At 68.8% G+C, this 24,718-nt stretch carries 25 protein-coding genes; 20 read left to right on the top strand and 5 right to left on the bottom strand.

Translation table 11 applies throughout. The annotated features are described in order from the left end of the window. Positions 1-2 precede the first annotated feature (2 nt). From ACFTS5_RS15600 to ACFTS5_RS15585, 4 genes are read left to right on the top strand one after another with little or no spacing between them, the layout of a single operon-like run. Positions 3-1,259: a glycosyltransferase gene (locus tag ACFTS5_RS15600; protein WP_378631296.1), complete on the top strand. Its 1,257-nt coding sequence runs from the start codon at positions 3-5 to the stop codon at positions 1,257-1,259. Next, on the top strand, positions 1,256-2,209 hold the full coding sequence (locus ACFTS5_RS15595; RefSeq protein WP_378631295.1) for an ATP-binding cassette domain-containing protein: 954 nt from the start codon (positions 1,256-1,258) through the stop codon (positions 2,207-2,209). Before ACFTS5_RS15600 ends, ACFTS5_RS15595 begins: the two co-directional genes overlap by 4 nt. A 29-nt stretch (positions 2,210-2,238) precedes the next feature. Then, complete coding sequence (locus ACFTS5_RS15590; RefSeq protein ID WP_378631293.1) at positions 2,239-3,054, top strand: ABC transporter permease; 816 nt, start codon at positions 2,239-2,241, stop codon at positions 3,052-3,054. 10 nt (positions 3,055-3,064) lie between these two features. Continuing rightward, positions 3,065-4,441, top strand: coding sequence for a hypothetical protein (locus ACFTS5_RS15585; protein ID WP_378631292.1), 1,377 nt, complete (start codon positions 3,065-3,067; stop codon positions 4,439-4,441). A gap of 4 nt (positions 4,442-4,445) precedes the next feature. Here the strand turns inward: ACFTS5_RS15585 and ACFTS5_RS15580 are convergent, their stop codons facing one another. Next, complete coding sequence (locus ACFTS5_RS15580; RefSeq protein ID WP_378631290.1) at positions 4,446-4,844, bottom strand: DUF779 domain-containing protein; 399 nt, start codon at positions 4,842-4,844, stop codon at positions 4,446-4,448. Between the two features lie 157 nt (positions 4,845-5,001). Between ACFTS5_RS15580 and ACFTS5_RS15575 the strand changes: the two genes are divergently transcribed. The 7 genes from ACFTS5_RS15575 to ACFTS5_RS15545 all read left to right on the top strand — a co-directional run bounded on the left by ACFTS5_RS15575 (position 5,002) and on the right by ACFTS5_RS15545 (position 12,526). Further along, positions 5,002-5,997 carry an MsnO8 family LLM class oxidoreductase gene (locus tag ACFTS5_RS15575; protein WP_378631288.1) on the top strand — a complete coding sequence of 332 codons (996 nt, stop codon included), beginning with the start codon at positions 5,002-5,004 and terminating at the stop codon, positions 5,995-5,997. Between the two features lie 382 nt (positions 5,998-6,379). Continuing rightward, positions 6,380-7,429, top strand: a complete 1,050-nt coding sequence (locus ACFTS5_RS15570; RefSeq protein WP_378631287.1) for a 3-oxoacyl-ACP synthase III family protein — start codon at positions 6,380-6,382, stop codon at positions 7,427-7,429. An 8-nt stretch (positions 7,430-7,437) separates the two neighbouring features. Further along, a complete protein-coding gene (locus ACFTS5_RS15565; RefSeq protein ID WP_378631285.1) occupies positions 7,438-8,337 on the top strand; it encodes a hypothetical protein in 900 nt (299 codons plus the stop codon). After that, positions 8,334-9,992, top strand: a complete 1,659-nt coding sequence (locus ACFTS5_RS15560; RefSeq protein WP_378631284.1) for a fatty acid CoA ligase family protein — start codon at positions 8,334-8,336, stop codon at positions 9,990-9,992. The genes ACFTS5_RS15565 and ACFTS5_RS15560 overlap by 4 nt, the downstream gene beginning before the upstream one ends. After that, positions 9,989-11,032: an NAD-dependent epimerase/dehydratase family protein gene (locus ACFTS5_RS15555; protein WP_378631282.1), complete on the top strand. Its 1,044-nt coding sequence runs from the start codon at positions 9,989-9,991 to the stop codon at positions 11,030-11,032. Before ACFTS5_RS15560 ends, ACFTS5_RS15555 begins: the two co-directional genes overlap by 4 nt. 77 nt (positions 11,033-11,109) lie before the next feature. Further along, complete coding sequence (locus ACFTS5_RS15550; RefSeq protein WP_378631281.1) at positions 11,110-12,312, top strand: peptide synthetase; 1,203 nt, start codon at positions 11,110-11,112, stop codon at positions 12,310-12,312. A 52-nt stretch (positions 12,313-12,364) separates the two neighbouring features. Then, entirely contained in the window at positions 12,365-12,526 is a 162-nt protein-coding gene (locus tag ACFTS5_RS15545; RefSeq protein WP_378631280.1) for a hypothetical protein, read from the top strand. A 145-nt stretch (positions 12,527-12,671) separates the two neighbouring features. On the opposite strand, the gene ACFTS5_RS15540 is transcribed toward ACFTS5_RS15545, so the two are convergent. Together ACFTS5_RS15540 and ACFTS5_RS15535 are read right to left on the bottom strand one after the other, a co-directional pair. Then, positions 12,672-12,869 (bottom strand): hypothetical protein, encoded by a 198-nt coding sequence (locus ACFTS5_RS15540; RefSeq protein ID WP_378631278.1) that lies wholly within the window; start codon positions 12,867-12,869, stop codon positions 12,672-12,674. Between the two features lie 103 nt (positions 12,870-12,972). Next, positions 12,973-14,427: a PLP-dependent cysteine synthase family protein gene (locus ACFTS5_RS15535; RefSeq protein WP_378631277.1), complete on the bottom strand. Its 1,455-nt coding sequence runs from the start codon at positions 14,425-14,427 to the stop codon at positions 12,973-12,975. A 277-nt stretch (positions 14,428-14,704) separates the two neighbouring features. Between ACFTS5_RS15535 and ACFTS5_RS15530 the strand changes: the two genes are divergently transcribed. From ACFTS5_RS15530 to ACFTS5_RS15495, 8 genes are all read left to right on the top strand, one after another. Next, the gene (locus ACFTS5_RS15530; protein ID WP_378631275.1) at positions 14,705-15,445 is read left to right on the top strand and encodes an IclR family transcriptional regulator; all 741 of its coding nucleotides are present in this window, start codon (positions 14,705-14,707) and stop codon (positions 15,443-15,445) included. 323 nt (positions 15,446-15,768) lie between these two features. Beyond that, a complete protein-coding gene (locus ACFTS5_RS15525; protein ID WP_378631274.1) occupies positions 15,769-16,851 on the top strand; it encodes an ABC transporter substrate-binding protein in 1,083 nt (360 codons plus the stop codon). Then, positions 16,848-17,711, top strand: coding sequence for an ABC transporter ATP-binding protein (locus ACFTS5_RS15520; RefSeq protein ID WP_378631272.1), 864 nt, complete (start codon positions 16,848-16,850; stop codon positions 17,709-17,711). The genes ACFTS5_RS15525 and ACFTS5_RS15520 overlap by 4 nt, the downstream gene beginning before the upstream one ends. Then, on the top strand, positions 17,704-18,600 hold the full coding sequence (locus tag ACFTS5_RS15515; protein ID WP_378631271.1) for an ABC transporter permease: 897 nt from the start codon (positions 17,704-17,706) through the stop codon (positions 18,598-18,600). The genes ACFTS5_RS15520 and ACFTS5_RS15515 overlap by 8 nt, the downstream gene beginning before the upstream one ends. A 13-nt stretch (positions 18,601-18,613) precedes the next feature. Next, positions 18,614-19,954: an LLM class flavin-dependent oxidoreductase gene (locus ACFTS5_RS15510; RefSeq protein ID WP_378631269.1), complete on the top strand. Its 1,341-nt coding sequence runs from the start codon at positions 18,614-18,616 to the stop codon at positions 19,952-19,954. 108 nt (positions 19,955-20,062) lie between these two features. Beyond that, a complete protein-coding gene (locus tag ACFTS5_RS15505; protein WP_378631267.1) occupies positions 20,063-20,998 on the top strand; it encodes a TauD/TfdA dioxygenase family protein in 936 nt (311 codons plus the stop codon). A gap of 94 nt (positions 20,999-21,092) precedes the next feature. Further along, positions 21,093-22,685, top strand: a complete 1,593-nt coding sequence (locus ACFTS5_RS15500) for an FAD-binding protein (RefSeq protein WP_378631266.1) — start codon at positions 21,093-21,095, stop codon at positions 22,683-22,685. After that, a complete protein-coding gene (locus ACFTS5_RS15495; RefSeq protein ID WP_378631264.1) occupies positions 22,682-23,020 on the top strand; it encodes a 4Fe-4S dicluster domain-containing protein in 339 nt (112 codons plus the stop codon). Before ACFTS5_RS15500 ends, ACFTS5_RS15495 begins: the two co-directional genes overlap by 4 nt. Here the strand turns inward: ACFTS5_RS15495 and ACFTS5_RS15490 are convergent. After that, a complete protein-coding gene (locus ACFTS5_RS15490) occupies positions 23,010-23,714 on the bottom strand; it encodes a 2'-5' RNA ligase family protein (protein WP_378631263.1) in 705 nt (234 codons plus the stop codon). The two genes, ACFTS5_RS15495 and ACFTS5_RS15490, sit on opposite strands and share 11 nt — an antisense overlap. A 200-nt stretch (positions 23,715-23,914) precedes the next feature. On the opposite strand from ACFTS5_RS15490, the gene ACFTS5_RS15485 reads away from it, so the two are divergent. Continuing rightward, positions 23,915-24,256, top strand: coding sequence for a hypothetical protein (locus tag ACFTS5_RS15485; protein ID WP_378631261.1), 342 nt, complete (start codon positions 23,915-23,917; stop codon positions 24,254-24,256). Here the strand turns inward: ACFTS5_RS15485 and ACFTS5_RS15480 are convergent, their stop codons facing one another. Beyond that, positions 24,257-24,658 (bottom strand): YybH family protein, encoded by a 402-nt coding sequence (locus tag ACFTS5_RS15480; protein ID WP_378631260.1) that lies wholly within the window; start codon positions 24,656-24,658, stop codon positions 24,257-24,259. Between the last annotated feature and the right edge of the window lie 60 nt (positions 24,659-24,718).

Here is a 24,718-nt window from a genome sequence, read left to right as displayed (position 1 = left end):
GAATGCGTGCACTGCTGGCCTTCACCGGGAGCCGGGGCGACGCCCAGCCCGGCATCCTCCTCGCCCGCGAGCTACTGGCTCGTGGGCACTCGGTGACGCTCGCACTGTCGCCCAATCTCGTCGACTTCGCCACCGCCCACGGCGTCGCCGCCGTGGGTTTCGGCCGCGACAGCGCCGAACTGCTGCGCACCCAGCACGACGATCACCGCTTTCGCAGCCCGAATCCGCGACAGCGGGTGCGCGCGGTGCTGGATCTGCAACGGCGCGGCGTCGTCGAGGCGGTGCGCGATCTGCTCGTTCTCGCCCCCGGTCACGATGTGCTCGTGACCGGGATGGCGGGCGAGGAGGCGGCCGAGAAGGCCGCGCGGCGCGTCGGGTTGCCGCTGGCCGCGGTGCACTTCTTTCCGATCCATCCGAATCGGTCGGTCCCGGTGGTCCCCACCGCGTGGGGCGCCCGGATTCCGAAGGCGCTCAACCGGCGGATCTGGTCGGCGCTGCGCTGGGCACGCGACGCCGCGCTGGAGCAGCCGCTCTCGGAGTTCGGGATCGTCGAACATCAACTGCCCGATCGGGTGTCGATCCAGGCCTATGACGTCGACCTGTTTCCCGGGCTGGCCGCCGAGCTGCCGGATCGGCACCCGGTGACCGGCTTCGCCGTCGATGCCGTCGGATTCCTCAGCGCCGCGGCCGATCCCGCGCTGACCGCGTGGCTCGACGCCGGTTCGGCGCCGATCTATGTCGGCTTCGGCTCGATGGCGGTCGACGACCCGGCCGCGCTGGTGGCGATGTTGCGCGCGGTCTGCGCCCGTCGTGGTCGCAGGCTGCTGCTGGCCGCGGGGTGGGCGGGCATCGCACCTGTGCTGTCGCCCGAGATGGCGATCGTCGAGCAGGTCGATCACGCGTCGGTGTTCCCGCGCTGTATCGCCGCCGTGCACCACGGCGGCGCGGGCACCACCGCGGCCGCGCTGAGAGCCGGTGTCCCGCAGGTGATCTGCGCGGTCCAAGCCGATCAGCCGTATTGGGGCCGGGCACTGGAACGGCTCGAGATGGCGGGCACCGTGCGCGCCGCCGAGCTCACCGAGGCCGAGCTCACCGCCCTGCTCGACCGCGTCGCGGACCCGAACGTGGTCTCGCGAGCGGCCGCGTACGCGAGCCGGTTCGCGGGCACCGGAGTCGCACGCGCTGCCGACGAGGTGGAATCCCTTGTCCCCCTGACATTCCCGAGTAGTTTGTCCATCCACGCCGGGAGGCCGCAGTGAGCACCGATATCGCCGTCCGCACCAGTGGCCTCGGTAAGTCCTACGGCGACTTCACCGCCGTCGGCGGCGTCGACCTCAGCATCGCGGCCGGATCGGTGTTCGCGATGCTCGGCCCCAACGGCGCCGGCAAGACCACCACCGTCCGCATGCTCGCCACATTGCTGCGACCCGACCGGGGCAGCGCCGAGGTATTCGGCTACGACGTGGTGCGCGAGGCGACCGCGGTGCGCTCGATGATCGGGCTCACCGGCCAGTACGCCTCCGTCGACGAAACCCTCACCGCCGGTGAGAATTTGCGATTGTTCGGACGGCTGCTCGGCCTGTCGCGGCGCGCTGCCGCCGGCCGGGCCGAGGAACTTCTCGAGGAATTCGAGCTCTCGGCCGTCGCGCGCCGCAGCGTCAGCGCGTTCTCCGGCGGCATGCGACGTCGACTCGATCTGGCCGCGACGCTGATCACGGTGCCCCCGCTGATCTTCCTCGACGAGCCGACCACCGGCCTCGACCCGCACACCCGCGACCGCATGTGGGGCATCGTGCGCGGACTGGTCGCCCGCGGAGCCACCGTGCTGCTCACCACCCAGTACCTGGAGGAGGCCGACGCACTCGCCGACCGGATCGCGGTCATCGACCGCGGCTCGCTCGTCGCCGACGGCACTCCCGCCGAACTCAAGTCCTCGATCGGTGAGCAGGTGCTGCGACTGGACATCCCCGACACCGCCGACCTGCGCCGGGCCGAGGCGCTGATCCAGGAGATCACCGGCGACGTCCCGGAAGGGTCGTCCACGGGGACGTTGACCGTGGCACTGCACGATGTCACGCGCGGCGCCGATATCGTCGCCGCCTGCCGCGCCGAGGGCATCACCCTGCGTGGATTCGCGGTGGACCGGCCCGATCTCAACGAGGTGTTCCTGTCGCTGACCGGGCACGCGCGCACCGTGGACGCGGCATGAGCACCCTTCGCGAAAGTTCGAGGACCACCATGACCCACACGGTCGAGAAACCGCTCCAGGTGGTGCGCGCGCCGCGCGTGACCCGAGTCGGTCCGCTTGCCGCCCTGCGTCATTCGCTGATGATGGCCTGGCGCGGACTGCTCACCTTCCGGCACAGCCCGCAACTGCTCTACGACGCCATTCTGCTGCCGATCGTCGGTCCGGTGCTGTTCGGCAGCATCTTCGGCACAGCCATCGCCGGCAGCATGGCGGCGTACCTGCCGATCATGATCCCGGGCGTGCTGGTCCAGATCGTGCTCACCTCCTCGGTCGCCACCGGTGTGCAGTTGTCCGAGGACATCCACTCCGGTGTCTTCGACCGTTTCGTCGCCATGCCGATCGCCCGGTCCGCCCCGGTTGCCGGGGCATTGCTGGCAGGGGCCGTGCGCTACCTGATCGCCGCGACCACCGTGGTGATCGTCGGCTTCTGCATGGGCTACCAACCCGCGCACACCGCCGGATTCCTGGCGGGCGCGGTGCTGGTCGTGTTCGCCACCACCGCCATCAGCTGGTTGTTCGCGTTCATCGGCGCCACCATCGCCCGCCCCGCCGCCGTGCAGGGCATGTCCATGCTGGTGCTCACCTTTCTCGGCTTCGCCTCCAATGCCCTGGTCCCCGAGGAATCCATGCCGACCTGGATGCGGCACGTCTCGGACCTGAATCCGGTGTCCTACCTGGTCTCCGCCGTGCGCACCCTCGCCGCGGAGGGCACCGTCGGCGCCGATGCCTGGTGGTCGCTGGTCGCCTCGGTGGTCGTGGTCGCCGTTTTCGCGCCGCTGACCGTGCGCACTCTCCGTTCCCGCTAGGAGTCTTTCGATGACTGTCATCGCCCCCGCTGTCGCGGTGTCCACCGACCTCAACCGGATCACCGCCGACGACGACCTGTTCTTCAAACTGCACAGCCTCTATCCGAACGCCCTGGTCAACCAGCTGGCGTACCGCTTCGACACCGCGTTGAGCCGGGACCTGCTCGCCGACTGGCACGCGCACCTGGCGACCGGGTTCATCGCGCGCCGGGTCCGCACCACGCGCTTCCCGATCGCGCGTGCGCACTGGGAGCCCGCCACCGAATCGCTGCCGCTGCGCTGGTCGGACACCCCGATTCCCGAGGAGCGGGTCCTCGACTGGTTCCTCGAGCAGGCCGCCGTCGAGTTCGACCCCGAGCGCGGGCTCGTGTGGCAGCTCGCGGGCGCGCCGCTCGCGTCCGGTGGCACCGTGGTCACCTTGGTCGCCTCGCATGTGGCGTGCGACGGCGGCGCCATGATGCACGCGATCGTCGATTCCCTGGACCGGCTCAACCGCGGCGAGACACCCGACCGCCGCACCAGCGCGGGCAGGCTCGTCGGTCCGGTGGCGGGCGCGGGCCGCTTCGCCGCCGATCTCGCCGACGCGCGTAGCCAACTCCGTGCCGTCGCCCGTGGGGTCCGTGCGGCACGCCGCGCCCGCGGTGTCAGCGAACCGGCCCGCAATCCGCGCCCGGCGGCGCCACGGCTGCCCCATGCCGACACCTGGCAGGCGGCCGAGGCCATCGTCCAGCTCGATCTCGCCGAATGGGACGCTGTGGCCGCCGCGCACGGCGGCACCACCAACGGCCTGCTGATCGGTGTCGCGGTCGGGCTGCTCGGTCGCAGTGGCCGCGTCGCCGACGGCGCCGAGGTGCGCGTCGACATTCCGCATTCGATGCGCGAGGCCGACGACCCCCGCGCCAACGCCACCACCGGGCTGCCGATCAGCGTCGGCTACCGGGCGGGCGAACGCGCCGATCTGCCCGCGGTGCGCGCCGCGCTCAAGGCGGCGGGCCTGGCCTATCGCGATCCGGCGACGATCCCACCCATCCAGCACCTGCAACCGGTGCAGATGCTGTTGCCCAAGGTGGTGCTGCACAAGTTCGCGCGCACCGCCAAGGCGCCGGAATGCCTGTGCACCAACATGGGCCGCACCGCGCAGAACATCGCGGTCCTCGGATCGCACCGCGCACGCGATGTCATCATGCGCCCGGTGGTCAATCCCGGCCCCGTGGAGTTGTTCCGCCAGGTGGAGGTCGGTGTCAATCTCGCGTTCTCCTGCGATGACGACACCGTGACACTCGTGGTGACCGGCGGCGACCCTGATCGTTTCCCCACCCGCGCGGCGCTGCGCGAGCTACTGGCCGCCGAGTTCGCGGACTGGGGCCTGACGCCGCGGTTCTGGTGACGGGTTAGGAGGCTTCCTCGGCGAAGTCGACGGCCGCTTCGGCCTTGTCGATCCGCAGCGCGAACCGGAATCCGCATGCCGCCTCCAGTGAGGCGGAGCCCGGCTGCGGACGGTTGCGCACCTCGATGCTGACATCGAGGTCGTCGAACCCGACGTGGAACCGGTCGGCCATCCACAGTTGGGTGTGCCACGCCGTCTGCCCGGCGAGGACATCGCCGGGCGCGGGCCGGAAGTCCCGCAGCCGCACACAGACCGGCGTGTACCCGTCGGTGTCGGGCGCGAGGTACAGCACCACCGGGCCGTGCATCTCGAGCAGCAGCCGCAACACACGCAGCGCATCATCGCTGGCCTCGACCGCACGGTGGCGATGATCTACCTTGCGGCCGTTGGGATGTCGAACCATAGTGCGCTCCTCGCAGTTTCTCGCCGGTGATCGTGCTCGGGGCACACTATCGTTGCGAAAGGTTGGTCCAGGGTTGGTACCGGTCCAAACCTGTGAAGATCACCCGCGCGTGTCACCGCCACGGAATCGCCCCGCTGCTGCGACGTTGACTACTGATATGGCACTCGAATCGGTTCGCTTCTCGATCCTGGACCGCTCACGCGTGCGGCGCGGGCAGGACCACGCCGACGCCCTGCGGGAGACGGTCGCGTTCGCGGTCCTCGCCGAGCAGTGGGGCTACCACCGGTTCTGGGTCGCCGAGCATCACAGCGTTCCCGGTGTCGCCGGAACCGCGCCGACCGTGCTGGCGGCGGCGGTCGCGGCGGCCACCACGCGCATCCGCGTCGGCACGGGTGGAGTGATGCTGCCCAACCATCAGCCACTCGTCGTCGCCGAGCAGTTCGGCGTGCTCGGATCGCTGTTCCCCGGACGAATCGACATGGGCCTCGGCCGTTCGGTCGGATTCACCGACGGCGTCCGCCGCGCGCTCGGTCACGGCCTCGACGACGCCGACGATATCGACGCACGCCTCACCGAGGTTCTCGACTACTTCGCGGTGGGCAGGCAGGGTGTGCACGCCGGCTCCGCGGAGGGCGCGGAGGTCCCGGCGTTCCTGCTCGCCACCGGTTCCGGGGCCGAGCGCGCCGCACGATTCGGACTGCCCCTGGTGATCGCCCCGATCGCGGGCACGCAGGCGATGGTGGACGCGATCGAGCGGTACCGCACCCTGTTCCAGCCCTCGGCCCGAGTCCCCCGACCGTATGTCGTGGTCTCCGCGACGGCGATGATCGCCGACTCGGCCGAGCAGGCGCACCGACTACTGCTCCCGGAGGCCTGGTCGAGCGCCTACTCGCGCACGCGCGGCGAGTTTCCCGCGCTGATCCCACCCGAGGAGATCGACCCGGCGACGATGACCGACCGCCAGCGCCACCTGTTCGAGCAGGCGCTCGGCCACCAGATCCACGGCACCGAGGATCAGGTCGCCGAAGCATTGGAAAAGCTGGTGAGCCGCACCGAGGCCGATGAAATCCTGGTCCACACCAGCACTTTCGATCGAGCGGCGCGTCTGGAATCACATCGGCGGCTGGCCCGCGTCGTGGGCCTGGGCGGCTAGTTCTCGCCGACAAAATTCGCGAGACCAGTTGTACTCCGAAAACAAGCCCGTTCGGCTCGCAATTTATTCGACGGTGTAAACAATCGTGAAGTGACTCACTGCGCGAGCACCGTTCTGCAGGACCACATCACCGCGGCGAGGCAGATCTGTCCGATAGCCGTACCATTGCCCACAGTCGGACAAACACCCTGGTCCAGGTGATCTATGAGATTCGAGTGGATTGCCGAAGTTTCCGCAACACCGTGTCGCACAAACGATCTCGCACCGGCCGGTGCGCTGGATCACCGCACCCGATGCCGGCCGATGACCGGTATGGTTCGAGTCCACCGGCGCTCGAGATTCGTCCGGTAAACCATTCTTTCGACCGCATCCGGGAGCTCACGTGTCACAATCGCGTTTCGAATCCATCGGGGCATATCTTCCGTCGAACATCTTGTCCACCACCGAATTGATCTCCCGGTTGAAAACGCCACCGTCGTTCGATCTGGAGCGCATCACCGGTGTGAAAGAACGCCGTGTGCGCGACACCCGCCCGGAGTCGGTCGAGGACTCGTTCACCCTCGCCGTGAACGCCGCGCGCGACTGCCTGTCGCGGTCGAGCTACGCGCCGGGCGAGCTGGACGTGATCATCTCGTGTTCGATCACCCGCAGCAACGACGGCACCCGCATGTACATGGAGCCCTCGTTCGCGTCGACGATCGCCAAGACCCTCGGCGCCGAACGGGCCATCACCTTCGACGTCTCCAACGCCTGTGCCGGAATGCTCACCGGCACCTACATTCTGGACCGGATGATCCGCTCGGGCGTGGTGCGCAACGGCATGGTGGTCAGCGGCGAGGCGATCACCCCCATCGCCGAGACCGCGGTGAACGAGATCACCGAGAAATACGATCTGCAGTTCGCCTCGCTGTCGGTGGGCGACTCCGGGTGCGCGGTCGTGCTGGACCGCGCGGTCGACGACGCCGACAAGATCCACTACATCGAATTGCTCACCGCCGCAGAACATTCACACCTGTGCCTCGGCATGCCCAGCGACAAGTCGTCGGGCGTCGCCCTCTACACCGACAACCGCAAGATGCACAACGAAGCGCGGTTCCTGCTCTGGCCCGACGCCCAGGGCAGTTTTCTCGAGCAACAGGGCCGCGACTTCGCCGGCGAGCAGTTCGACTACATCATCCATCACCAGTTCGGCGCTGCCGCGGTGCCCTACATCAACGCGGTGGCCGCGCGCGAGTTCGGCGCCGAGATGCCGCCGGACCTCAATGTGATCGAGAAGTACGGAAATACTTCGACCACGTCACATTTCATCGTTCTGCACGATCAGCTCGCCGACGACAACATCGCGGCGGGATCGAAACTGCTCATGGTGCCCGCCGCGTCCGGTGTCGTCGCGGGATTCCTGTCCGCCACCATCTCCTCCCTGAAGGTCTGAGGTCAACAATGGGCATTCGCATCCGAGCCACGGGCACGAGCAGGTCGACCGACACCCACAGCGTCGTCACCCACAGCGGGCGTGCCGCCGCGCAATGTCTGGAGCGGGCCGGTGTCCGCCCCGACCAGGTCGGCGTGCTGATCAACACCGGTGTCTTCCGCGACTCGAACACCGTGGAACCGGCGGTGGCCGCGCTGATCCAGAAAGCGGCGGGTATCGGGCTCGACTACACCAGGACCGATCCGCGGACCTTCTCCTTCGATCTGATGAACGGCGCGGTCGGCGTCGTCAACGCCGTCCAGGTGGCGGGCTCGGTCCTGGCGACGGGCAGTACCGAGCACGTCCTGATCGTCGCGGGCGACACTCACCCGTCGATGACCCGGTCGAGCGCCGACGCCGAATTCCCCTACGCCACCTCGGGTGCCGCGCTGCTGCTCGAGCAGGTCGACGACCCCGAGGGCTTCGGCCCGGTGTACACCGCGACCGCACCCGGCACTGCCGCGGGACAGGCCTACGTCGACACGGCCACCATGGGCACCGTCGGGCGCACGCTGATGACGATCGAACGCGAACCCGACTTCGAGGAGCGCATCCTCGCGGTGGCCACCGAGGTCGCGCACTCCGCGCTCGCCGACTTCGAGGGCGCCTTCGTCGCGTTGATCGCGTCCACTCCGAGCCCGCACTTTCCCGGGCGCCTGGCCGACGCCCTCGGCATCGACCAGGACGCGGTACGGGTGCCCGACCTGTCCGACGGCGACCCACACACCGCCGCACTGCCGTTGGCCTACGCCCGCGCGAGCGCCGAGGGCACCCTCACCGGCTACACCCACGTGCTGTTCGTCGCCGCGGGCGCGGGCCCGTCCGCCGCCGCGACGCTGTACCGGCTCCCCGCGGAGACCACCGCGTGACGACGGCGACCTACTGGGCCACGATCGACCGGTTCCGGGAGCTCGCCCGCGAGCAGCCCGATCGCGAGGCGGTCATCTATCCCGACGGCACGACCGCCGACGGGCTGCCCGATTACCGCGACATCACCTATCGCGACCTCGATCGCTGGTCCGACACCATCGCCGAACATCTCACCGATTCCGGGGTGGGCAGCGGCACCCGCACCATCGTGCTCGTGCTGCCGAGCCCGGAGCTGTACGCGATCCTGTTCGCGCTGTTGAAGATCGGCGCCGTTCCGGTCGTCATCGATCCGGGCATGGGTGTGCGCCGCATGGTGCACTGCCTGCGCGCGGTCGAAGCGCAGGCGTTCATCGGGATCCCGCAGGCGCATGCCCTGCGGGTGCTGTTCCCGCGCAGTTTCCGGCGCGTGCGCACCACACTCACCGTGGGGCGCCGCTGGTTCTGGGGTGGGCCGACGCTGGATTCGTGGACGCGCACCCCCGCCGGTGCGCCGCCCGAGCGGGTGCCCGCCGATCCGGACGAGCTGCTGATCATCGGATTCACCACGGGCAGTACCGGTCCCGCCAAAGCCGTGGAGCTGACGCACGGCAATCTCGCGGCGATGGTGGAGCAGGTGCACGCCGCTCGCGGGCACACACCACCCGGCACTTCCCTGGTGACACTGCCGCTGGTGGGCGTCCTCGACCTGCTGCTCGGGTCGCGGTGTGTGTTGCCACCGCTGATTCCGAGCAAGGTCGGCTCGACCGATCCGGCGCACGTGGTCGACGCGATCAGGCGTTTCGGTGTGCGCACGATGTTCGCCTCGCCCGCGGTCCTCATCCCGCTGCTGGAACGGTTGCGCGCGCAGCCGGTCGACATACCGTCGCTGGCCAGTATCTTCTCCGGTGGCGCACCTGTTCCGCACTGGTGCGTCGCCGGGTTGCGCGAGGTCTTGCGGCCCGATGTGGAGATCTACGCCGGATACGGCTCGACCGAGGCGCTGCCCATGTCGACGATCGAATCGCGGGAATTGCTCGCGGGTCTGGTCGAGCGCGCCAAGAACGGCGAGGGCACCTGCATCGGCCGGCCCACCGATCGAGTGCGTGTCCGGCTGCTCGCCATCACCGATGACCCCGTCGCGACCTGGGACGACAGCGACGAACTCGGCGCACGCGAGGTCGGCGAGATCGTGGTCGCAGGCCCGAATGTGAGTACGCGCTACTACTGGCCCGCGCAGGCCAACGCGGCGGGCAAGATCAGCGATGGCGAGCAGGTCTGGCACCGCACCGGTGATCTGGGATGGCTCGACGAACAGGGCCGGATCTGGTTCTGCGGGCGCAAGAGTCAACGGATCACGACCGCGCGGGGTCCGATGTTCACCGTGCAGATCGAACAGGTCTTCAACGCGGTTGCCGGACTTACGCGCACGGCGCTGGTCGGTGTCGGTACCCCCGGGGCACAGCGTCCGGTCCTGTGTGTGGAGCTCGAACCCGGCGCGGACGCGGTGGCCGCACTCACGCGATTGCGTACGCGCGCCACCGAATTCGACACGCTCGCCCCGATCGCCGAATTTCTCGTACACCCGCGCTTCCCGGTCGATATCCGGCACAACGCCAAGATCGGCCGTGAACAACTCGCCCGCTGGGCCACGAAGAAACTGGACTCGCGACGATGAAGATCCTGGTCACCGGCGCGTCCGGATTCCTCGGCGGCGCCATCGTGCGCGCGCTGGTCGCGCAGGGCTGCCACGATGTCTCGATCCTGGTGCGGCGCACCAGCGTTCTCGACGATCTGGGCCCAGCCGTGGAGCACGTCACGCTCGTCTACGGCGACCTCGCCGACGCGGCGTCGCTGAGCCGGGCCACCAGCGGCATGGACGCGGTGATCCACAGCGCCGCGCGGGTCGACGAACGCGGTACCAGGGACCGCTTCTGGACCGAGAACGTGCGGGCCACCGAGCTGCTCCTCGACGCGGCGCGGCGCGGGGGCGCGGGCCGGTTCGTCTTCATCTCGAGTCCGAGCGCTCTGATGGAGCGAGACGGTGGCGATCAGGTCGACGTCGACGAGTCGCTGCCGTATCCGAGCCGGTACCTCAATCACTACTCCGAGACCAAGGCCGCGGCCGAACGCGCCGTACTCTGCGCTGACACACCGGAATTCACGACCGTGGCGCTGCGACCGCGAGCGATCTGGGGCGCCGGCGACCGATCGGGCCCGATCGTCAGGTTGCTCGATCGCACGGCCGCGGGCTCGCTGCCCGACCTGTCCTACGGTCGCGCCGTCGAGGCCTCGCTGTGCCACGTGGACAACATCGTGCACGCCTGCCTGCTGGCGGTGCGCTCGGACGCGGTGGGCGGCAAGGCGTATTTCATCGCCGATGCCGAGAAGACCGATGTCTGGGGGTTCCTCGGCGAGGTCGCCACCCGACTGGGGTTCCAGGCCCCGGCGCGCCGGCCGAACCCGCGGGTGCTCGCCGCCGTCGTCGCGACCATCGAAACGATCTGGCGGATACCGGCGGTGGCCGATCGCTGGTCGCCGCCGCTGTCACGCTATGCCGTCGCGCTGATGACACGCACCGCCACCTATGACACCGGTGCGGCTCGCCGCGATCTCGGCTACGTGCCTGTTGTGGATCGCGATACCGGTCTGGCCGGATTCCTGGCGTGGCTCGACGAGCAGGGCGGCATCGAAGTGCTCGCCGAGAACCTTCGGTAGTTCGCGGCCACCGTCACACTCGCCACGACACCTTCGGCACGGCCCGCGCGGCAACGACGACGCCCCAGGAGGCAATCATGAACGGCAACAAGATTTTCCGTCGTCCGGTGACGACCACCGAGCGCATGTATTTCCCCATGCGCGAGCTGGCCCCACCCTTCCTCATGCAACTGGTGGTTCCCGGTGAGGGCAACATCGACCCGGATGCATTGCGCACAGCGGTAACCACCGCCGCGGCGGCCACCCCCGGCGCGCGACTGCGGCGGCGCGGCAACGAGTGGGTCGACAGTGACATCGCCCCGGCCGTGCGCGTTCTCGACCACCGGCTGAGCTACCCCGCCCTCGAGACCGATCCGGTCCTCACCGGCGCGATCGGACCGACCCCTGATGCCACCGTCGAGGTGCTGCTGCTCACCGGCGCGCCGACCACGCTGATCTTCCGCGTCTTCCACGGCGTGATGGACGGCATCGGCATGGTGGCGTGGGTGACGAATGTGCTGCGCGCACTGCGCGGCGAAGACCCGGTCCCCCAGCCCGATCCGATCGCCGACCAGGAACTCGTCGCGAGAATCGGCGCTCCCGGCAGGCCGACTCCGATGGTTCCGCGCTACCGCACCGCCGTCGGCCGAGGCCGGCAGCGCCGCGATCTCGCGCCGCATCTCCTGCGTCATCGCCGGATCGCGGCCGCTGGTTCCGGCGCGTTGGCCCGCGTCTGTGCCTTGCTGGCCGCCGAGACTCCCGGCACCTCGCGCATCATGATGCCCGTGGACCTCCGTCGCCACGACCCGGCGCTGCGCTCCACCGCCAACCTCGCACTACCGCTGTTCCTCGACATCGAACCCGGCCGCGACTGGACCTCGATCAAGGACCAGATCAAGGCCGGACTGCACGAACGGCGCGAACTGAATCAGCTGGCCAGCACCCGCATCACCCTGGTCCCGGACCCGATCAACCGCGGCGTGCTGCGCACCACGAACTGGCTCGGCGCCCGCCTCGGCCGAAACCTCGCCTCGGCCACCGTCTCCCACATGGGCCGCTTCACCGCCGACGAACTCGCCGTCCCCGGATTCCGCCCGACCGGACTGTTCGTCCTGCCCCAGCACAGCATCGCCATGCCCCTGCTGTTCGGGCTGACCGAGTTCGACGGCCACACCGACCTGACCGTGTCGGCACGCAACGGCGCGGGCATCGAGTCCCGCCTCGAAGCCCTGCTCGATCGCATCGTCTCCATGCTCGAAGCCGACCTTCCCGCACCGAGCCCGGCAGACCGGCAGCGGTAGCCGCCCGCCCGGCCCCGGCGACCAGGTCGCGACCGCGACTATCCTGGACACCGTGGGCATCATCGGTGAACTCTTCCCAGGCAAGAAGCTGCAGAACGAGGGCAGCGGTGACTCCAACGGCCAACCCCACCTCGACTTGGACCTCGAAGCAGGCGTCATCCGGGTCTCCGGCGCCACCACCGCGCCCCCGACCGACGACGAACCCGACGCCTGACCTGCCGCCGTCGACCCCGTCGGTCCGCGCGACCGGCTCGGCAGTGCGCTGTCGTTCGCGGGCCACTCGATCGGCGCGACCGTTCCGACATGCCGTCTATGGGCCGGGCCGGCGCTTGCATGCGCCGCGATCGCCTCGCGAGTGACTAACCACCGAGGAAGGCCGTCCAAGCGAGCATCGAAGCGGCGAGCGCGTTCTCCCATTCCGGTTCCCGCTCCTGTGGTTCGTCGCGCGATCCCGAAGGCGGAATCGCCCGCCGATCCGGTGTCGAGGCGGCGACCGGATCCCTCCATCGGCGCACACCCCAGCGGGGGTGTTCGCCGCCCATCGCTACCGTCGCCATCACTGCGCCGAGGAAGCGTCGGCGGCCGGATGCGCGCGCCGGACACGGACGGAGGCCACCGCGGACACACCGAGCGCCCCCAGTGCGGCCCATGTCGTGCGTCTCACGACGCCTCCGCACGCACGAGTGCGGCGACGAACGCAGCAGCGTCGACCCCACCGACCACGCGGCCCTCGTGCACGATCAGCACCTCACCGTGATAGTCGGCGAGCCGTGTCACCGCGGCACCCACCGGCTCGGTGGTGCCGGTGAACGCCGGCGGCGGGTCCAGGTGCGCGCCGATCGGATCCTCGTCCGCAGCGCCGATGAGGCGCGCCTGCGTTGCGGTACCCAGCACCTCGGCGACCACCACCGGCCCCGCGGTCTGCCTGGCGAGGACGACCGGAACAGACCGTCGCGAAGACAGTTCTCGGCGGACCGACGCCACGGTCGTTGTCGACGGGAGCAACCGCGCCTCAGCGAGCACCGACGAACCCGGCCCGACCGACCGGGCTCCCTCGACCACACCGAGCGCCGAACCGACCGTCAGCTCATCATGGGCTGCGAGCAACGGAAATCCGTACTGCCCGAGCCAACCGTCGTCGAAGTACTTCGACAGATATCCGCGTCCCGAGTCCGGCGCGATCACCACCACCACATCCTCGGGCCCGAGCGCGCGGGCCACCCGCAGCGCCGCGGCGATCGACGTGCCGGAGGAACCACCGAGCAGCAGGCCTTCCTCCTTGGCCAACCGGTGCAGCACTCGTAGCGATTCCCCATCGGAGATCCGCTCGATCCGGTCGATCACCTCGGTGTGGTAGGACTGCGGCCATTCGTCGAGCTCGGTGTCGGGATGCCGGTAGTGGCCCACCGACTCGACGTACCAGGCACGACCGTCACCGCCGCCGTACACCGATGTCTCGGGATCGGCGCCGACGACCTGGACCCGGCCTCCCGAGGCCAGCTTCAGGAATTCCCCTGTGCCACTGACGGTTCCGCCGGTGCCGATGCCCGCGACATAGTGGGTGACGCCGCCGCCGGTCTGCGCCCAGATCTCGGGACCGGTGGTTTCACGGTGAGCGGTGGGGTTGGCCGGGTTGTCGTACTGGCCCGCGAACCAGGCACCCGGGATTTCCTCCGCGAGCCGCAGCGCGACACTGCGCAGGTGCTCGGGGTGCCCGACCGGACGGCCGCCGGGTGTCACATGCACCTCGGCGCCGTAGGCCCGTAGCAGCGCGATCTTGTCGCGGCTCGACTTGTCCGGCACGACCACCACCGTGCGGTAGCCGCGTGCCGCCGCGATGGCGGCCAACCCGATGCCGGTGTTGCCGGAAGTCGCCTCCACCACGACCCCACCGGGCCGCAACTCCCCCGCGGCCTCGGCCGCGTCGAGCATGAACAGCGCCGCCCGATCCTTCACGCTCCCCGCGGGATTGAGGTATTCGAGCTTCACATACACCGTGGCGGCGATGTCGTCGGTGATCCGGTTCAACCGGACCAGCGGGGTGTGCCCGATGGCCTGGTCGATGGAATCGAACACCGTGGCGGTGCGCACGGTGTGCTCGATGTCGATGGTCATGTGTCCGAACTTCCTGTTTCGCCGAGCGACCGCGGCACTTCACGCCGCCGTCGCAGAGAATCGGGGTCGAAACCTCTTTCTCCGAGCACAATTCGGCGCGAACCCTCAGCCGCGCGTGCACGTTCCAGATTCCTCGCCACCGCACCGTGTCGACAGGTTTGTTCTCACCCGGATTCGATCGGCGCCTCGTGAATTACTCGCACCGGTGCGCCGAATCATTGCGCCTGGACAGCGCGGTGGCGATAGTTCTCGGCACGTCGTCGACCAGGAGGCCGCCATGACCGCGACCGAACCACCCCGTTCCGGCGCACAAGCCGTCGACCGAGCCGTGTACGTGTTGAACTGCTTTCAGGGCGGGGACCCCGAATTGTCGCTGAGCGAATTGGCGCAGCGGGCCGGGTTCCCGGTGAGCACCACCTTCCGGCTGGCGCAGGCGTTGGTGCGCGGCAGGCTGCTGGAGCAGGACCCGGCAACCGACCGCTACCGGATCGGGCACGGACTGGCGTGCCTGGCCCGCCCCGCGCTGTCACGGCTCGGGCTCGACGACGCGGCGCCGCACCTGTACGCGCTGGCCGCCGGCATCAAGATCACCGTCAGTCTCAGTGTCGCCGATGCCGACGAAGCCCTCACGGTGTTCCAGGCCAGGCCACCGATCCACTTCTGCCACAACCAGATTCCGCAGGAGCGGCGACCGTTGAGCACCAGCGCCGTCGGTCACGCGCTGCTCGCGCATGCCTCGGTGGGACTCGACCGCGGCAACGGCGAACTCTTCGACACCATTCGCCGACGCGGGTTCGCCATGGAGGAGATCGACAGCGACGAACCGATCCGCGCGATCGCCGTGCCGGTCCTCGGTCCGGATCGGCAGGTGTGGGGCGCGCTCGGTGTGCAGGCGCGCGCGGTACGTCTGGATCGCGATCTCGTTCGTGCCGTACTGCCCGCCATGCACCAGATCGCGGTGCGTATCGGTCCCTATTTCCATACCGCGGCCGCAGGTGAGGGATTCGACGCACCATGATTTTCACGATGTGGAAACAGTATTGCCGAGTCGTTATCTGTTGACGCACTATTGAATACAGGCGGCGTCCCCTACGCCGATCCCGCTCACGAAAGTCTCATCATGATCGAATCCCCCGCGCTCGTCCGCCGTCGTACGGTGGACTTGATGCGCCTGTCCCCCGGATTCTGTCGCAGCTGAAACAGCGGCGGCATTCCTCCGTCGCCGATCTCCACTTTCTCTCATACCCCGTTGATCCGCCCTTCGTGTGCGGATCGTCGCGGCGTGCGCCCCTGGTGGCCCGCCGCGTGGTCCTCCCACGCCGTAGAAAGAATTCGCGAACCATGTTGTCCACTACCTTCCGACGACGTCCGCTGCGTGCGCTCGCCGCCGCGCTCGTCGCACCCGCCGTCCTCGCGGTCGTCACCGCGTGCGGCGGCACCGATGCGGTGACGACCGCCGACGGCAAGACCGTGCTGCGCTATCAGGGACAGACCGGACAGGTCACGCCGTACGAGCTCGCCGACAACCTGGGCTACTTCACCAAGATCAGCTTTCAGTGGGAGGGCGACACCACCAGTGGCCCGGCCAACATCCAGGCGGCCGCCACCAAGCAGGTCGAATTCGGTAGCGCGTTCAACGGCGCGGTGGTCAAGCTCGCCGCGGGCGGCGCGCCGGTGCAGGCCGTGCTCAGCTCCTACGGCTCCGATGCCAAGTCGTTCACCGGTTATTTCGTGCGCGACAACGCCGGCATCACCAACGCCCGTGACCTGATCGGCAAGAAGGTCGGCGTCAACACCCTCGGCGCGCACCACGAGTTCGTCACCCGCGAATGGCTGCACCAGCAGGGCCTGAGCGAGGCCGAGATCAAGCAGGTCCAGCTGATCGTGGTGCCGCCGGTCAACACCGAGGAGGCGCTGCGCAGCGGTCAGATCGACGTCGGCGCCCTCGGCAGCGTATTCCGCGAGACCGCCGTCGAGCGCGGAGGCCTGCACCCGCTGTTCACCGACAAGGACATATTCGGCGAATTCGATTACGGCACCTACGTTTTCCGCAAGGACTACATCGCGCAGAATCCCGAGGCCGTCAAGGACTTCGTGCAGGGCACCGCGCGTGCCACCCGCTGGCTGCAGCTCACCCCGCGTGATCAGGTCGTCGCCAAGTTCACCGAGATCATCAACAAGCGCGGCCGCAACGAGAACCTCAAGTTGCTCGACTACTGGCGCAGCCCCGGCCTGCCGGTGCCCGGCGCGGTGATCGCGGACAAGGAGATCCAGATCTGGATCGACTGGCTCGAGCGCAACGGGGAACTGCCCAAGGGCAAGATCGTCGCCAAGGACCTGTTCACCAACAAGGACAACCCTTACGCCAACGGCACCTACCAGCCGACGAGCGGCCCGACCGGAGAGGCGGTGGCCGCGAAATGACCGGCACCCCAGCCAAACTCGCGTTGCGATCGGTGGGCAAACAGTTCGCTGTGCGCGGCACCGACGAGAAGTTCACCGCCATCGACGACATCTCCATCGAGGTCGAAGCAGGCGAGTTCCTCGTCCTGGTCGGGCCCAGCGGCTCCGGCAAATCCACGCTGCTCGATCTGCTCGGCGGGCTGAGCAAGCCCAGCTCCGGACAGATCCTCCTGGACGGGGCCCCGATCACCGGTCCCGGCCTCGACCGCGGTGTGGTGTTCCAGCAGTACGCGTTGCTGCCGTGGCGCACCGCCCGCGCCAATATCCAGTTCGGCCTCGAAGCCAAGGGCGTCGCTCGCAAGGAACGTAAGGCGATCGCCGAGCACTACCTGGAGCTGGTCGGCCTGGCCGGCTTCGGTGACCGGTACCCGCACGAATTGTCCGGCGGCATGAAGCAGCGAGTGGCGATCGCCCGCAGCCTGGCCTTCGATCCCGAGGTGCTGCTGATGGATGAACCATTCGCCGCACTCGACGCGCAGACCAGAGAGTCGCTGCAGGACGAACTGCTGCGGATCTGGCGTACGACCGGCAAGACGATCCTGTTCATCACCCACGGCATCGACGAGGCGGTGTACCTGGGCCAGCGCGTCGCGGTACTCACCTCGCGTCCCGGCCGGGTGAAGGCCGTGATCGATATCGACATCGACCGCAGCGGCGATATCGATGTCCGCTCCAGCGAACAGTTCCGCGACTACCGCCATCGGATCTGGACGGAACTGCAAAGCGAGGTGAGCCGGGCCCAGCGCCTCGAACTCGCCGCCGACGACAGCACGGCCGCCGCGTCGGTCGCGTCCACCGACAGGAGTCCCGCCCATGTCTAGCGCCGTCCCTCTGCTCGTCCGCCCCGTCGAAGTCGCCGCCGCCGAACCCGCCGCACCGCCGGTTACCCCCGTCGCGGCGCCCGCTGCCCGTTCCGCGCTCACCCGGGCGGTCGGCTCGGCGGGTAACGCGCTGCTCCGCATCGCCAAACCACTGCTCGCTTTCGCGCTGCTGCTCGGCGTGTGGGAGTTGGCGCCACGGTTCGGCCTGGTCGACGAGGTTTTCCTGCCGCCGTTCTCCACGGTGGTGCAGGCCTTCTTCGAGTTGGCGGGCAACGGCCAGCTGGCCGAACACACCTCGGCGAGCCTCACCCGCTCGGTCACCGGCTTCTCCTTCGCCCTGGTGATCGCCGTTCCGGTCGGCATCGCCATCGCCTGGTACAAGCCGGTATCGGATTTCCTCAATCCGGTGCTCGAACTGTTCCGCAACACCGCCGCGCTCGCGCTGCTGCCGGTGTTCGTGCTGATCCTCGGGATCGGCGAGACGTCGAAGATCGCCTTGATCGGCTACGCCACGTTCTTCCCGATCCTGCTCAACACGATCACCGGCGTGCGCACCGTCGACCCGCTGCTCGTGAAATCGGCGGTATCGCTGGGCTTCTCGCCCCTGCGGTTGTTCCAGAAGGTGATCCTGCCCGCGGCGATCCCGTCCATCTTCACCGGCATCCGGATGGCCGCGGCGGGCTCGATCCTGGTCCTCATCGCCGCCGAGATGATCGGCGCGCGAGCCGGTTTGGGCTATCTCATCACCGCCGCACAGCAGAACTTCCAGATTCCGCAGATGTACGCGGGGATCGTCGCGATCTCGCTGATCGGTCTCGGTTTCAACTTCGCCCTCGTCGCTCTGGAACGCCGGCTCTCGCGCTGGCGCACCTCACCGACCAACGCCTGATCAGGAGATCACCATGGCTCGCAAGACCTTCCACCTGAACGCCTTCCTGATGGGCGTCGGCCACCACGAGGCCGCGTGGCGCCATCCCCGCACCGACGAACAGCGCGTCCTCGATGTGCGCCACTTCCAGGAGCTGGCCCGCATCGCCGAGCGCGGCAAGCTCGACTCGGTGTTCTTCGCCGACACCCTCGCCGTGGGCCCGCGCATCGAACGCAACACCCTCACCGTGTTCGAACCGATCACCTTGCTCTCGGCGATCGCCGCGGTCACCGAGCGGATCGGCCTGATTGCCACCGCGTCCACCAGCTACAACGAACCGTTCAACCTGGCGCGCAAGTTCGCCTCGCTCGACCACATCAGCGCGGGCCGGGCCGGGTGGAACATCGTCACCTCCGGCAATGTCGACGAGGCCTACAACTTCGGGCTCGACGCGATACCCGAGCACGCCCGCCGCTACGAACGCGCCGAGGAGTTCGTCGACGTGGCGCTGGCGCTGTGGGACAGCTGGGAAGCCGAGGCGATCGTGCTCGACACCGAGACCGGCGTCTTCGCCGACCCGAGCCGGGTGCACACCCTCGACTACGCCGGCGAACGCTTCCGTGTGCGCGGGCCACTGAACTCCCCCCGTGGACCGCAGGGCCGTCCGCTGCTGGTGCAGGCCGGGTCCTCGGAATCGGGCAAGGAGTTCGCCGCGCATCGCGCCGAAGCCGTGTTCACCGCCCAGCGCACCCTCGACGAGGGCGTGCGGTTCTACCGCGATCTCAAGTCGCGTCTGGCGAAATACGGTCGCGCACACGACGACTTGAAGGTACTGCCGGGCCTGGTGCCGTTCATCGCCGACACTGTCGAGGAGGCCAGGGCGCTCGAGCAGGAGTTCACCGAACTGATCTCGCCCGATTACGCACTGCGCCAACTCTCCTCGATGCTCGGCGTCGACCTCACCGAACACGCGCTGGACGCACCACTGCCGCCGCTGCCCGCCGAGAGCGAGATCGAGGGCGGCAAGAGCCGGTTCACGCTGGTCAAGCAGCTCGCCGAGAACGAGGACCTCACGGTGCGTCAGCTCATCGGCAAGCTGGGCGGCGGTCGCGGTCACCGCACCTTCGCCGGCACCCCCGAACAGGTAGCCGATGAACTACAGAGCTGGTTCGACGCGGGCGCGGCCGACGGGTTCAACATCATGGCGCCCTACCTGCCCGGCGGCCTGGCGGAATTCGTGGACCGCGTGGTGCCGATCCTGCAGGAACGCGGACTGTTCCGCACCGACTACGAATCCACCACGCTGCGTGGTCATTACGGCCTCGCCCCGGTGCAGAACCAGTTCGCCGAGCAGGACTCACGGGTGAGCGCCTGATGCGCGCCCGCCGGCTCGATATCGAGTTCATGCGGGTGGTGAGCAGTTCCTGTCGGGGATGAGGACTCCCGCATCCCGACACCAGACTTCCCACGAAGGACCACCGACATGACCACCATCGAAAACCCCAGCGTCGTCACCGCTCTCGAGATCACCCCGGTCGCGGGCCACATCGGCGCCGAGGTGACCGGCGTCGACCTGCGCGAGGAACTCGCCGACTTCCAGGTCGACGAGCTCACCGCGGCGCTGCACCGGCACAAGGTGCTGTTCTTCCGCGACCAGCAGATCGGCCACACCGAACAGATCGCGTTCTCCCGCCGCTTCGGCGCGGTCACCCCGTCGCACCCCTACGACGACGACGCGCCCACCGAGCACCCGGAGATCCTCGCTGTCGACAGTCGCCTCTACGAGAAGAAGTTCGGTCGCAAGAAGTTCAGCTACACCAACCAGTGGCACACCGACGTCTCGCCGCTGATCAACCCGCCCGCGGCCTCGATCCTGCGTGCCGAGATCGCACCGGAGACCGGCGGCGACACCCAGTGGACCAACCTGGCCGCGGCCTACGCCGGGCTGCCGGAATCGCTGCGCACCTTCCTCGACGGACTGCGCGCCGAACACCGCTTCGGCGGCCGGATCCCGCCGTGGGAGGCGGGCAGCGAGTACGCCCGCAAGATCGCCGCCGCGCCGCTGGTGACCGAACACCCCGTCGTGCGGGTCCACCCGGTGACCGGTGAGCGCGTGCTGTTCGTCAACCCCGGCTTCACCACCAGGATCCTGGGGCTCACCCCGCCGCAGAGCGATGCCCTGTTGCAGCTGCTGTTCGACGAGATCTCCCATCCCGCCTACACCGTCCGCTTCCGCTGGACCAAGGGCTCCATCGCGTTCTGGGACAACCGCGCCACCGCGCATCTGGCCCCCAGCGACCTCGACCACCTCGACGTCACCCGGGTCCTCTACCGCACCACCCTCGAGGGCGACATCCCGGTCGGCGTCGACGGCCGGTCGTCCACCCCGATCGCCGGCGCGAAGTTCACCGGCGCCTGAGAACCGTTGCGGTGCCCGCGTCTTCGATACGGGCACCGCATCCCCGGCCCTCGGTGGCCATCACCTCCCCGCGCGACACACACAGGAGCACACAATGACCGAACCGTGGCACACCAGGACCGACGTGCTCGTCATCGGCGGCGGTCCCGCGGCATCCTGGGCCGCGATCCACGCCCGCGAGGCAGGCGCCGAGGTGATCCTGGTCGACAAGGGCTACTGCGGAACCAGTGGCGCCACAGCACCTTCCGGCACCGGCGTCTGGTACGTCGCACCCGAGGCCGAGGCCCGCGCCAACGCGAAAGCGAGCAGGGAAGCCCTCGGTGGCTACCTCGCCGACCACTACTGGATGGATCGCGTCCTCGATCAGACCTACGTCAACATGAACCGGCTCGCCGTCGAGGGCCGCTACCCGTTCCCGGTCGACCCGGCCACCGGTGCGCAGTTGCGGACGGGCGTCCAGGGGCCGGAGTACATGCGCCGGATGCGCGCGTGGCTCACCCGGCTCGGCGTTCAGGTCCACGACCACTCCCCCGCGCTGGAACTGCTGGTCGACGAAGCAGGCGCGGTGCGCGGTGCGGCGGGCTACCAGCGTCAACTCGACCGGGATTACCGGATCACCGCGGGAGCGGTCGTCCTCGCGACCGGTGGTTGCGCGTTCCTCTCGCGTGCGCTCGGCACCAACGTCGACACCGGTGACGGCGCGCTGATGGCGGCCGAGGCCGGCGCGCGATTCTCCGGCATGGAGTTCTCCAATGCCTATGCCATCGTGCCCAAGGGTTCCACCATCACCAAGACCGCCTACTACGGCTATGCCACCTTCTTCGGCGAGGACGGCAGGGTGCTCGAGGAGGCGGGGTCGACGAAAGGCCGCTCGGTGATCGCCCGAACCCTCCTGCAGGAGAAGGTGTTCGCCCAGCTGGACCGCGCGGACGAGACCGTGCAGGCGCAGATGCGGGTCGGTCAGCCGAACTTCTTCCTGCAGTTCGACCGGCGCGGGATCGATCCGTTCACCGACCGCTTCGAGATCGACCTGCTCGCCGAGGGCACGGTGCGCGGCACCGGCGGCATCGACGTGGTCGACGACGACTGCGCGACAACGGTTCCCGGCCTCTACGTCGCCGGGGACGCGGCCACCCGCGAACGCATCTGCGGTGGTTTCACCGGGGGTGGCAGCCACAACGCCGCGTGGGCGATGTCGTCGGGAAGCTGGGCCGGCACGGGCGCCGCCGAACACGCTGTGACAGCGGCCCGATCCACCGGTGCGGTGCACGGCATCGGCGGAGTCGGCCTGCGCCCCGGCGACGCACCGTCGGTGACCGCGGCGGAAGTCGTCGCCGCCGCGCAGGACGAACTGATCCCCTTCGAGAAGAACTACCTGCGCCACGGTGACCGGATGCGCCCCGCGCTGGCTCGCCTCGACGAACTGTGGGACGCCGCGGCAGCCGGTCTCGGCGGCGGAACCGGCGACGAGCGGGTCAGGGCTCGGCAGGCGGCGGCGATCACCGCGGTCGGACGTCTCATGTACCGATCCGCGCTGGCGCGCACCGAGACTCGCGGCATGAGCAAGCGCGCCGATCATCCCGACCTCGACGCGGCCCAGCATCATCATCTGCACTCGGGTGGTCTCGACCGGCCGTGGGTCGATCCATCGGACGCCCGCAACTCGGGTCTGGCGGTGGCGTCGTGATCGAACTACTGCGCGCGCAGGACTGCATCGGCTGCGACAAGTGCGTGAGCGCCTGCCCCACCAACGTCTTCGACCGCGTCGACGGCGGGATCCCGGTTATCGCACGGCAATCCGATTGCCAGACCTGCTTCATGTGCGAGGCGTACTGCCCCACCGACGCGCTCTACGTCGCGCCCGAGGTGACCCCGCTGCCGCCGGACGCGGCGGTCCCCACCGAGCACGTCGGTCGATATCGGGAGAAGCTCGGATGGGGACACGGCCGCATCGCCGGGGCCCAGCTCGCGGTGGGGCCGCGGCTCCCGCACGGCGCGCCGCCGCCGCGGCTCAGCTCCTGAACGCGGCCGCTGTCGGCTGCCGCAGCGGACCGAACAGCGGGTCGTCGAACACGCTCCGCTCGACGACCGGGTCCGGCTCACGCAACAGCTCGGCCGTGCTGATGTCGGACCAGTCGTATCGTCCGTCCTCGCACTGCATTTCGACCATCGAGACCGCCGAGACGGTGTCGTCGAGGGCGAAGTCGGCGAACCCGTCCTCGGCGAGCGCGGTGCGGATCTGGTGCACCGGTGACGGGTGGGTCACGTGGGCCAGTGCCAGGTAGGGACGCAGCGGCTCCCCGAAATCGGGGATCCGCTCGCGGATCCACACATCGGTCAGCGCGTCGGTCAGATCCGCGCGCACCCGCAGCAGTTCCTCCGACACGGTGACCGGCAAGCGGATCGTCTCGGCGGTGACCTCGGGCGGCCCGAAGGCGAGCTGGAACGGCGCGAGCTCGGCGAGCAGGTCGCGGGCACCCGCCACCAGCGCCGCCAGGTGCACCCCTTTGACCCCGTCGGCGAACCCGATGCCCTGCACGCCGATCCGCAGCCGGGCGGCGTCGACCTGTTCGAGTCCGGGCAGGCGTGACATCGTGGGCGCGAAGATCTCGACCAGCTTGTCGGCGACCGGCTGGGTCGGCATGATCTGCCAGTTGTAGAACGAACGACCCGGCGTCCACCCCGGACGCCACCACCAGCGACTGGCAACAGTCATTTCGCTCACGATCATCGTGCGCCACCTCCCGATCTCGGCCGACCCGCGGGGTGAACACCCGGCTGGCCGGTCGTCCGCCCGACACGATCGGCACCGATGCTGCGATGCCAGCTACCTCACAGCGACGGTATTCCCGGTGTGATCGGCGGGCAACCTGGTGAGACCGTTCCGTTGTGTCTTCGACGCACTACACTGACGCCATGCCTGTTCGACGGCTGATCACGCTCTCCGCGTTCGCCCTCCTGCTTCCCCTCGCTGTTTCCGCGTGCACGATGACCGGACCCGGTACCACCTCCGAATGCAGTGTGAGCGGGTGCACCGTCACCTTCGATCGTGGAGTGAGCGCCAAAGCCTCGGTTCTCGGTATCGACGTAGAGCTCGTCGCGGTGAACGGTGACATGGTCACCTTGAGCGTCGGCGGTCAGCAGATCACGGTTCCGGTCGGCCAGTCGCAGGCCAGCAACGGCACCGATGTGCGGGTCAGCGAGGTGACCGACGACAAGGTCGTCGTCGTCTTCGCGACCGGCCTGAACCCGAACTGATCATCCGGGCACGTTCGCCCGTTCTCCCGGTTCGCTGACCACCCAGGGCGCGTTCGGTTGATCCAGAATCCACCGCCAGCTCCCGTCGGGTTGTCTGCGCGCCACCTCGACGGTCGCGCCGGTGCCTCCCGGCAACCGCGACGACGTCAGCGCCAGATCGCCCGCGAGCAAGGCGGGCGCCTGGTGCCCGGGCTGGAACACCGGTCGATCGGCGACCAGTCGCGCGTACGCCGCCCGTATCTCGTCCACGCCCGTCGCGACGACACCGTCGGGCAGTGCGAGCACCGCGTCGGACTCGTACAGCTCGACGAGTCCGTCCACATCACCGGCGTTCAATCGCTCGACCACCAGCCGACTCAGATCCTCCGGGCGCTGCGCACGTTCGCGCATCTTCTCGGCCATCGCCACCCTCCCTCGACTCGGGTTGTGCGACAACGGTAACGCCGGGGTCCGACATGAATC

Source organism: Nocardia sp. NPDC056952 (assembly GCF_042674185.1).
Lineage (GTDB): Bacteria > Actinomycetota > Actinomycetes > Mycobacteriales > Mycobacteriaceae > Nocardia.
The sequence above is the reverse complement of the archived record's forward strand: the minus strand, read 5'-3'. Positions and strand labels throughout refer to the sequence as shown.

Bases quoted from the DNA above. Each gene is read 5' to 3' on its own strand.
- ACFTS5_RS15600 (WP_378631296.1), top strand. From the start codon at position 3: ATGCGTGCACTGCTGGCCTTCACCGGGAGCCGGGGCGACGCCCAGCCC.
- ACFTS5_RS15590 (WP_378631293.1), top strand. From the start codon at position 2,239: ATGACCCACACGGTCGAGAAACCGCTCCAGGTGGTGCGCGCGCCGCGC.
- ACFTS5_RS15585 (WP_378631292.1), top strand. From the start codon at position 3,065: ATGACTGTCATCGCCCCCGCTGTCGCGGTGTCCACCGACCTCAACCGG.
- ACFTS5_RS15580 (WP_378631290.1), bottom strand. From the start codon at position 4,844: ATGGTTCGACATCCCAACGGCCGCAAGGTAGATCATCGCCACCGTGCG.
- ACFTS5_RS15575 (WP_378631288.1), top strand. From the start codon at position 5,002: ATGGCACTCGAATCGGTTCGCTTCTCGATCCTGGACCGCTCACGCGTG.
- ACFTS5_RS15565 (WP_378631285.1), top strand. From the start codon at position 7,438: ATGGGCATTCGCATCCGAGCCACGGGCACGAGCAGGTCGACCGACACC.
- ACFTS5_RS15555 (WP_378631282.1), top strand. From the start codon at position 9,989: ATGAAGATCCTGGTCACCGGCGCGTCCGGATTCCTCGGCGGCGCCATC.
- ACFTS5_RS15550 (WP_378631281.1), top strand. From the start codon at position 11,110: ATGAACGGCAACAAGATTTTCCGTCGTCCGGTGACGACCACCGAGCGC.
- ACFTS5_RS15540 (WP_378631278.1), bottom strand. From the start codon at position 12,869: ATGGCGACGGTAGCGATGGGCGGCGAACACCCCCGCTGGGGTGTGCGC.
- ACFTS5_RS15535 (WP_378631277.1), bottom strand. From the start codon at position 14,427: ATGACCATCGACATCGAGCACACCGTGCGCACCGCCACGGTGTTCGAT.
- ACFTS5_RS15530 (WP_378631275.1), top strand. From the start codon at position 14,705: ATGACCGCGACCGAACCACCCCGTTCCGGCGCACAAGCCGTCGACCGA.
- ACFTS5_RS15525 (WP_378631274.1), top strand. From the start codon at position 15,769: ATGTTGTCCACTACCTTCCGACGACGTCCGCTGCGTGCGCTCGCCGCC.
- ACFTS5_RS15520 (WP_378631272.1), top strand. From the start codon at position 16,848: ATGACCGGCACCCCAGCCAAACTCGCGTTGCGATCGGTGGGCAAACAG.
- ACFTS5_RS15515 (WP_378631271.1), top strand. From the start codon at position 17,704: ATGTCTAGCGCCGTCCCTCTGCTCGTCCGCCCCGTCGAAGTCGCCGCC.
- ACFTS5_RS15510 (WP_378631269.1), top strand. From the start codon at position 18,614: ATGGCTCGCAAGACCTTCCACCTGAACGCCTTCCTGATGGGCGTCGGC.
- ACFTS5_RS15505 (WP_378631267.1), top strand. From the start codon at position 20,063: ATGACCACCATCGAAAACCCCAGCGTCGTCACCGCTCTCGAGATCACC.
- ACFTS5_RS15500 (WP_378631266.1), top strand. From the start codon at position 21,093: ATGACCGAACCGTGGCACACCAGGACCGACGTGCTCGTCATCGGCGGC.
- ACFTS5_RS15490 (WP_378631263.1), bottom strand. From the start codon at position 23,714: ATGACTGTTGCCAGTCGCTGGTGGTGGCGTCCGGGGTGGACGCCGGGT.
- ACFTS5_RS15485 (WP_378631261.1), top strand. From the start codon at position 23,915: ATGCCTGTTCGACGGCTGATCACGCTCTCCGCGTTCGCCCTCCTGCTT.
- ACFTS5_RS15480 (WP_378631260.1), bottom strand. From the start codon at position 24,658: ATGGCCGAGAAGATGCGCGAACGTGCGCAGCGCCCGGAGGATCTGAGT.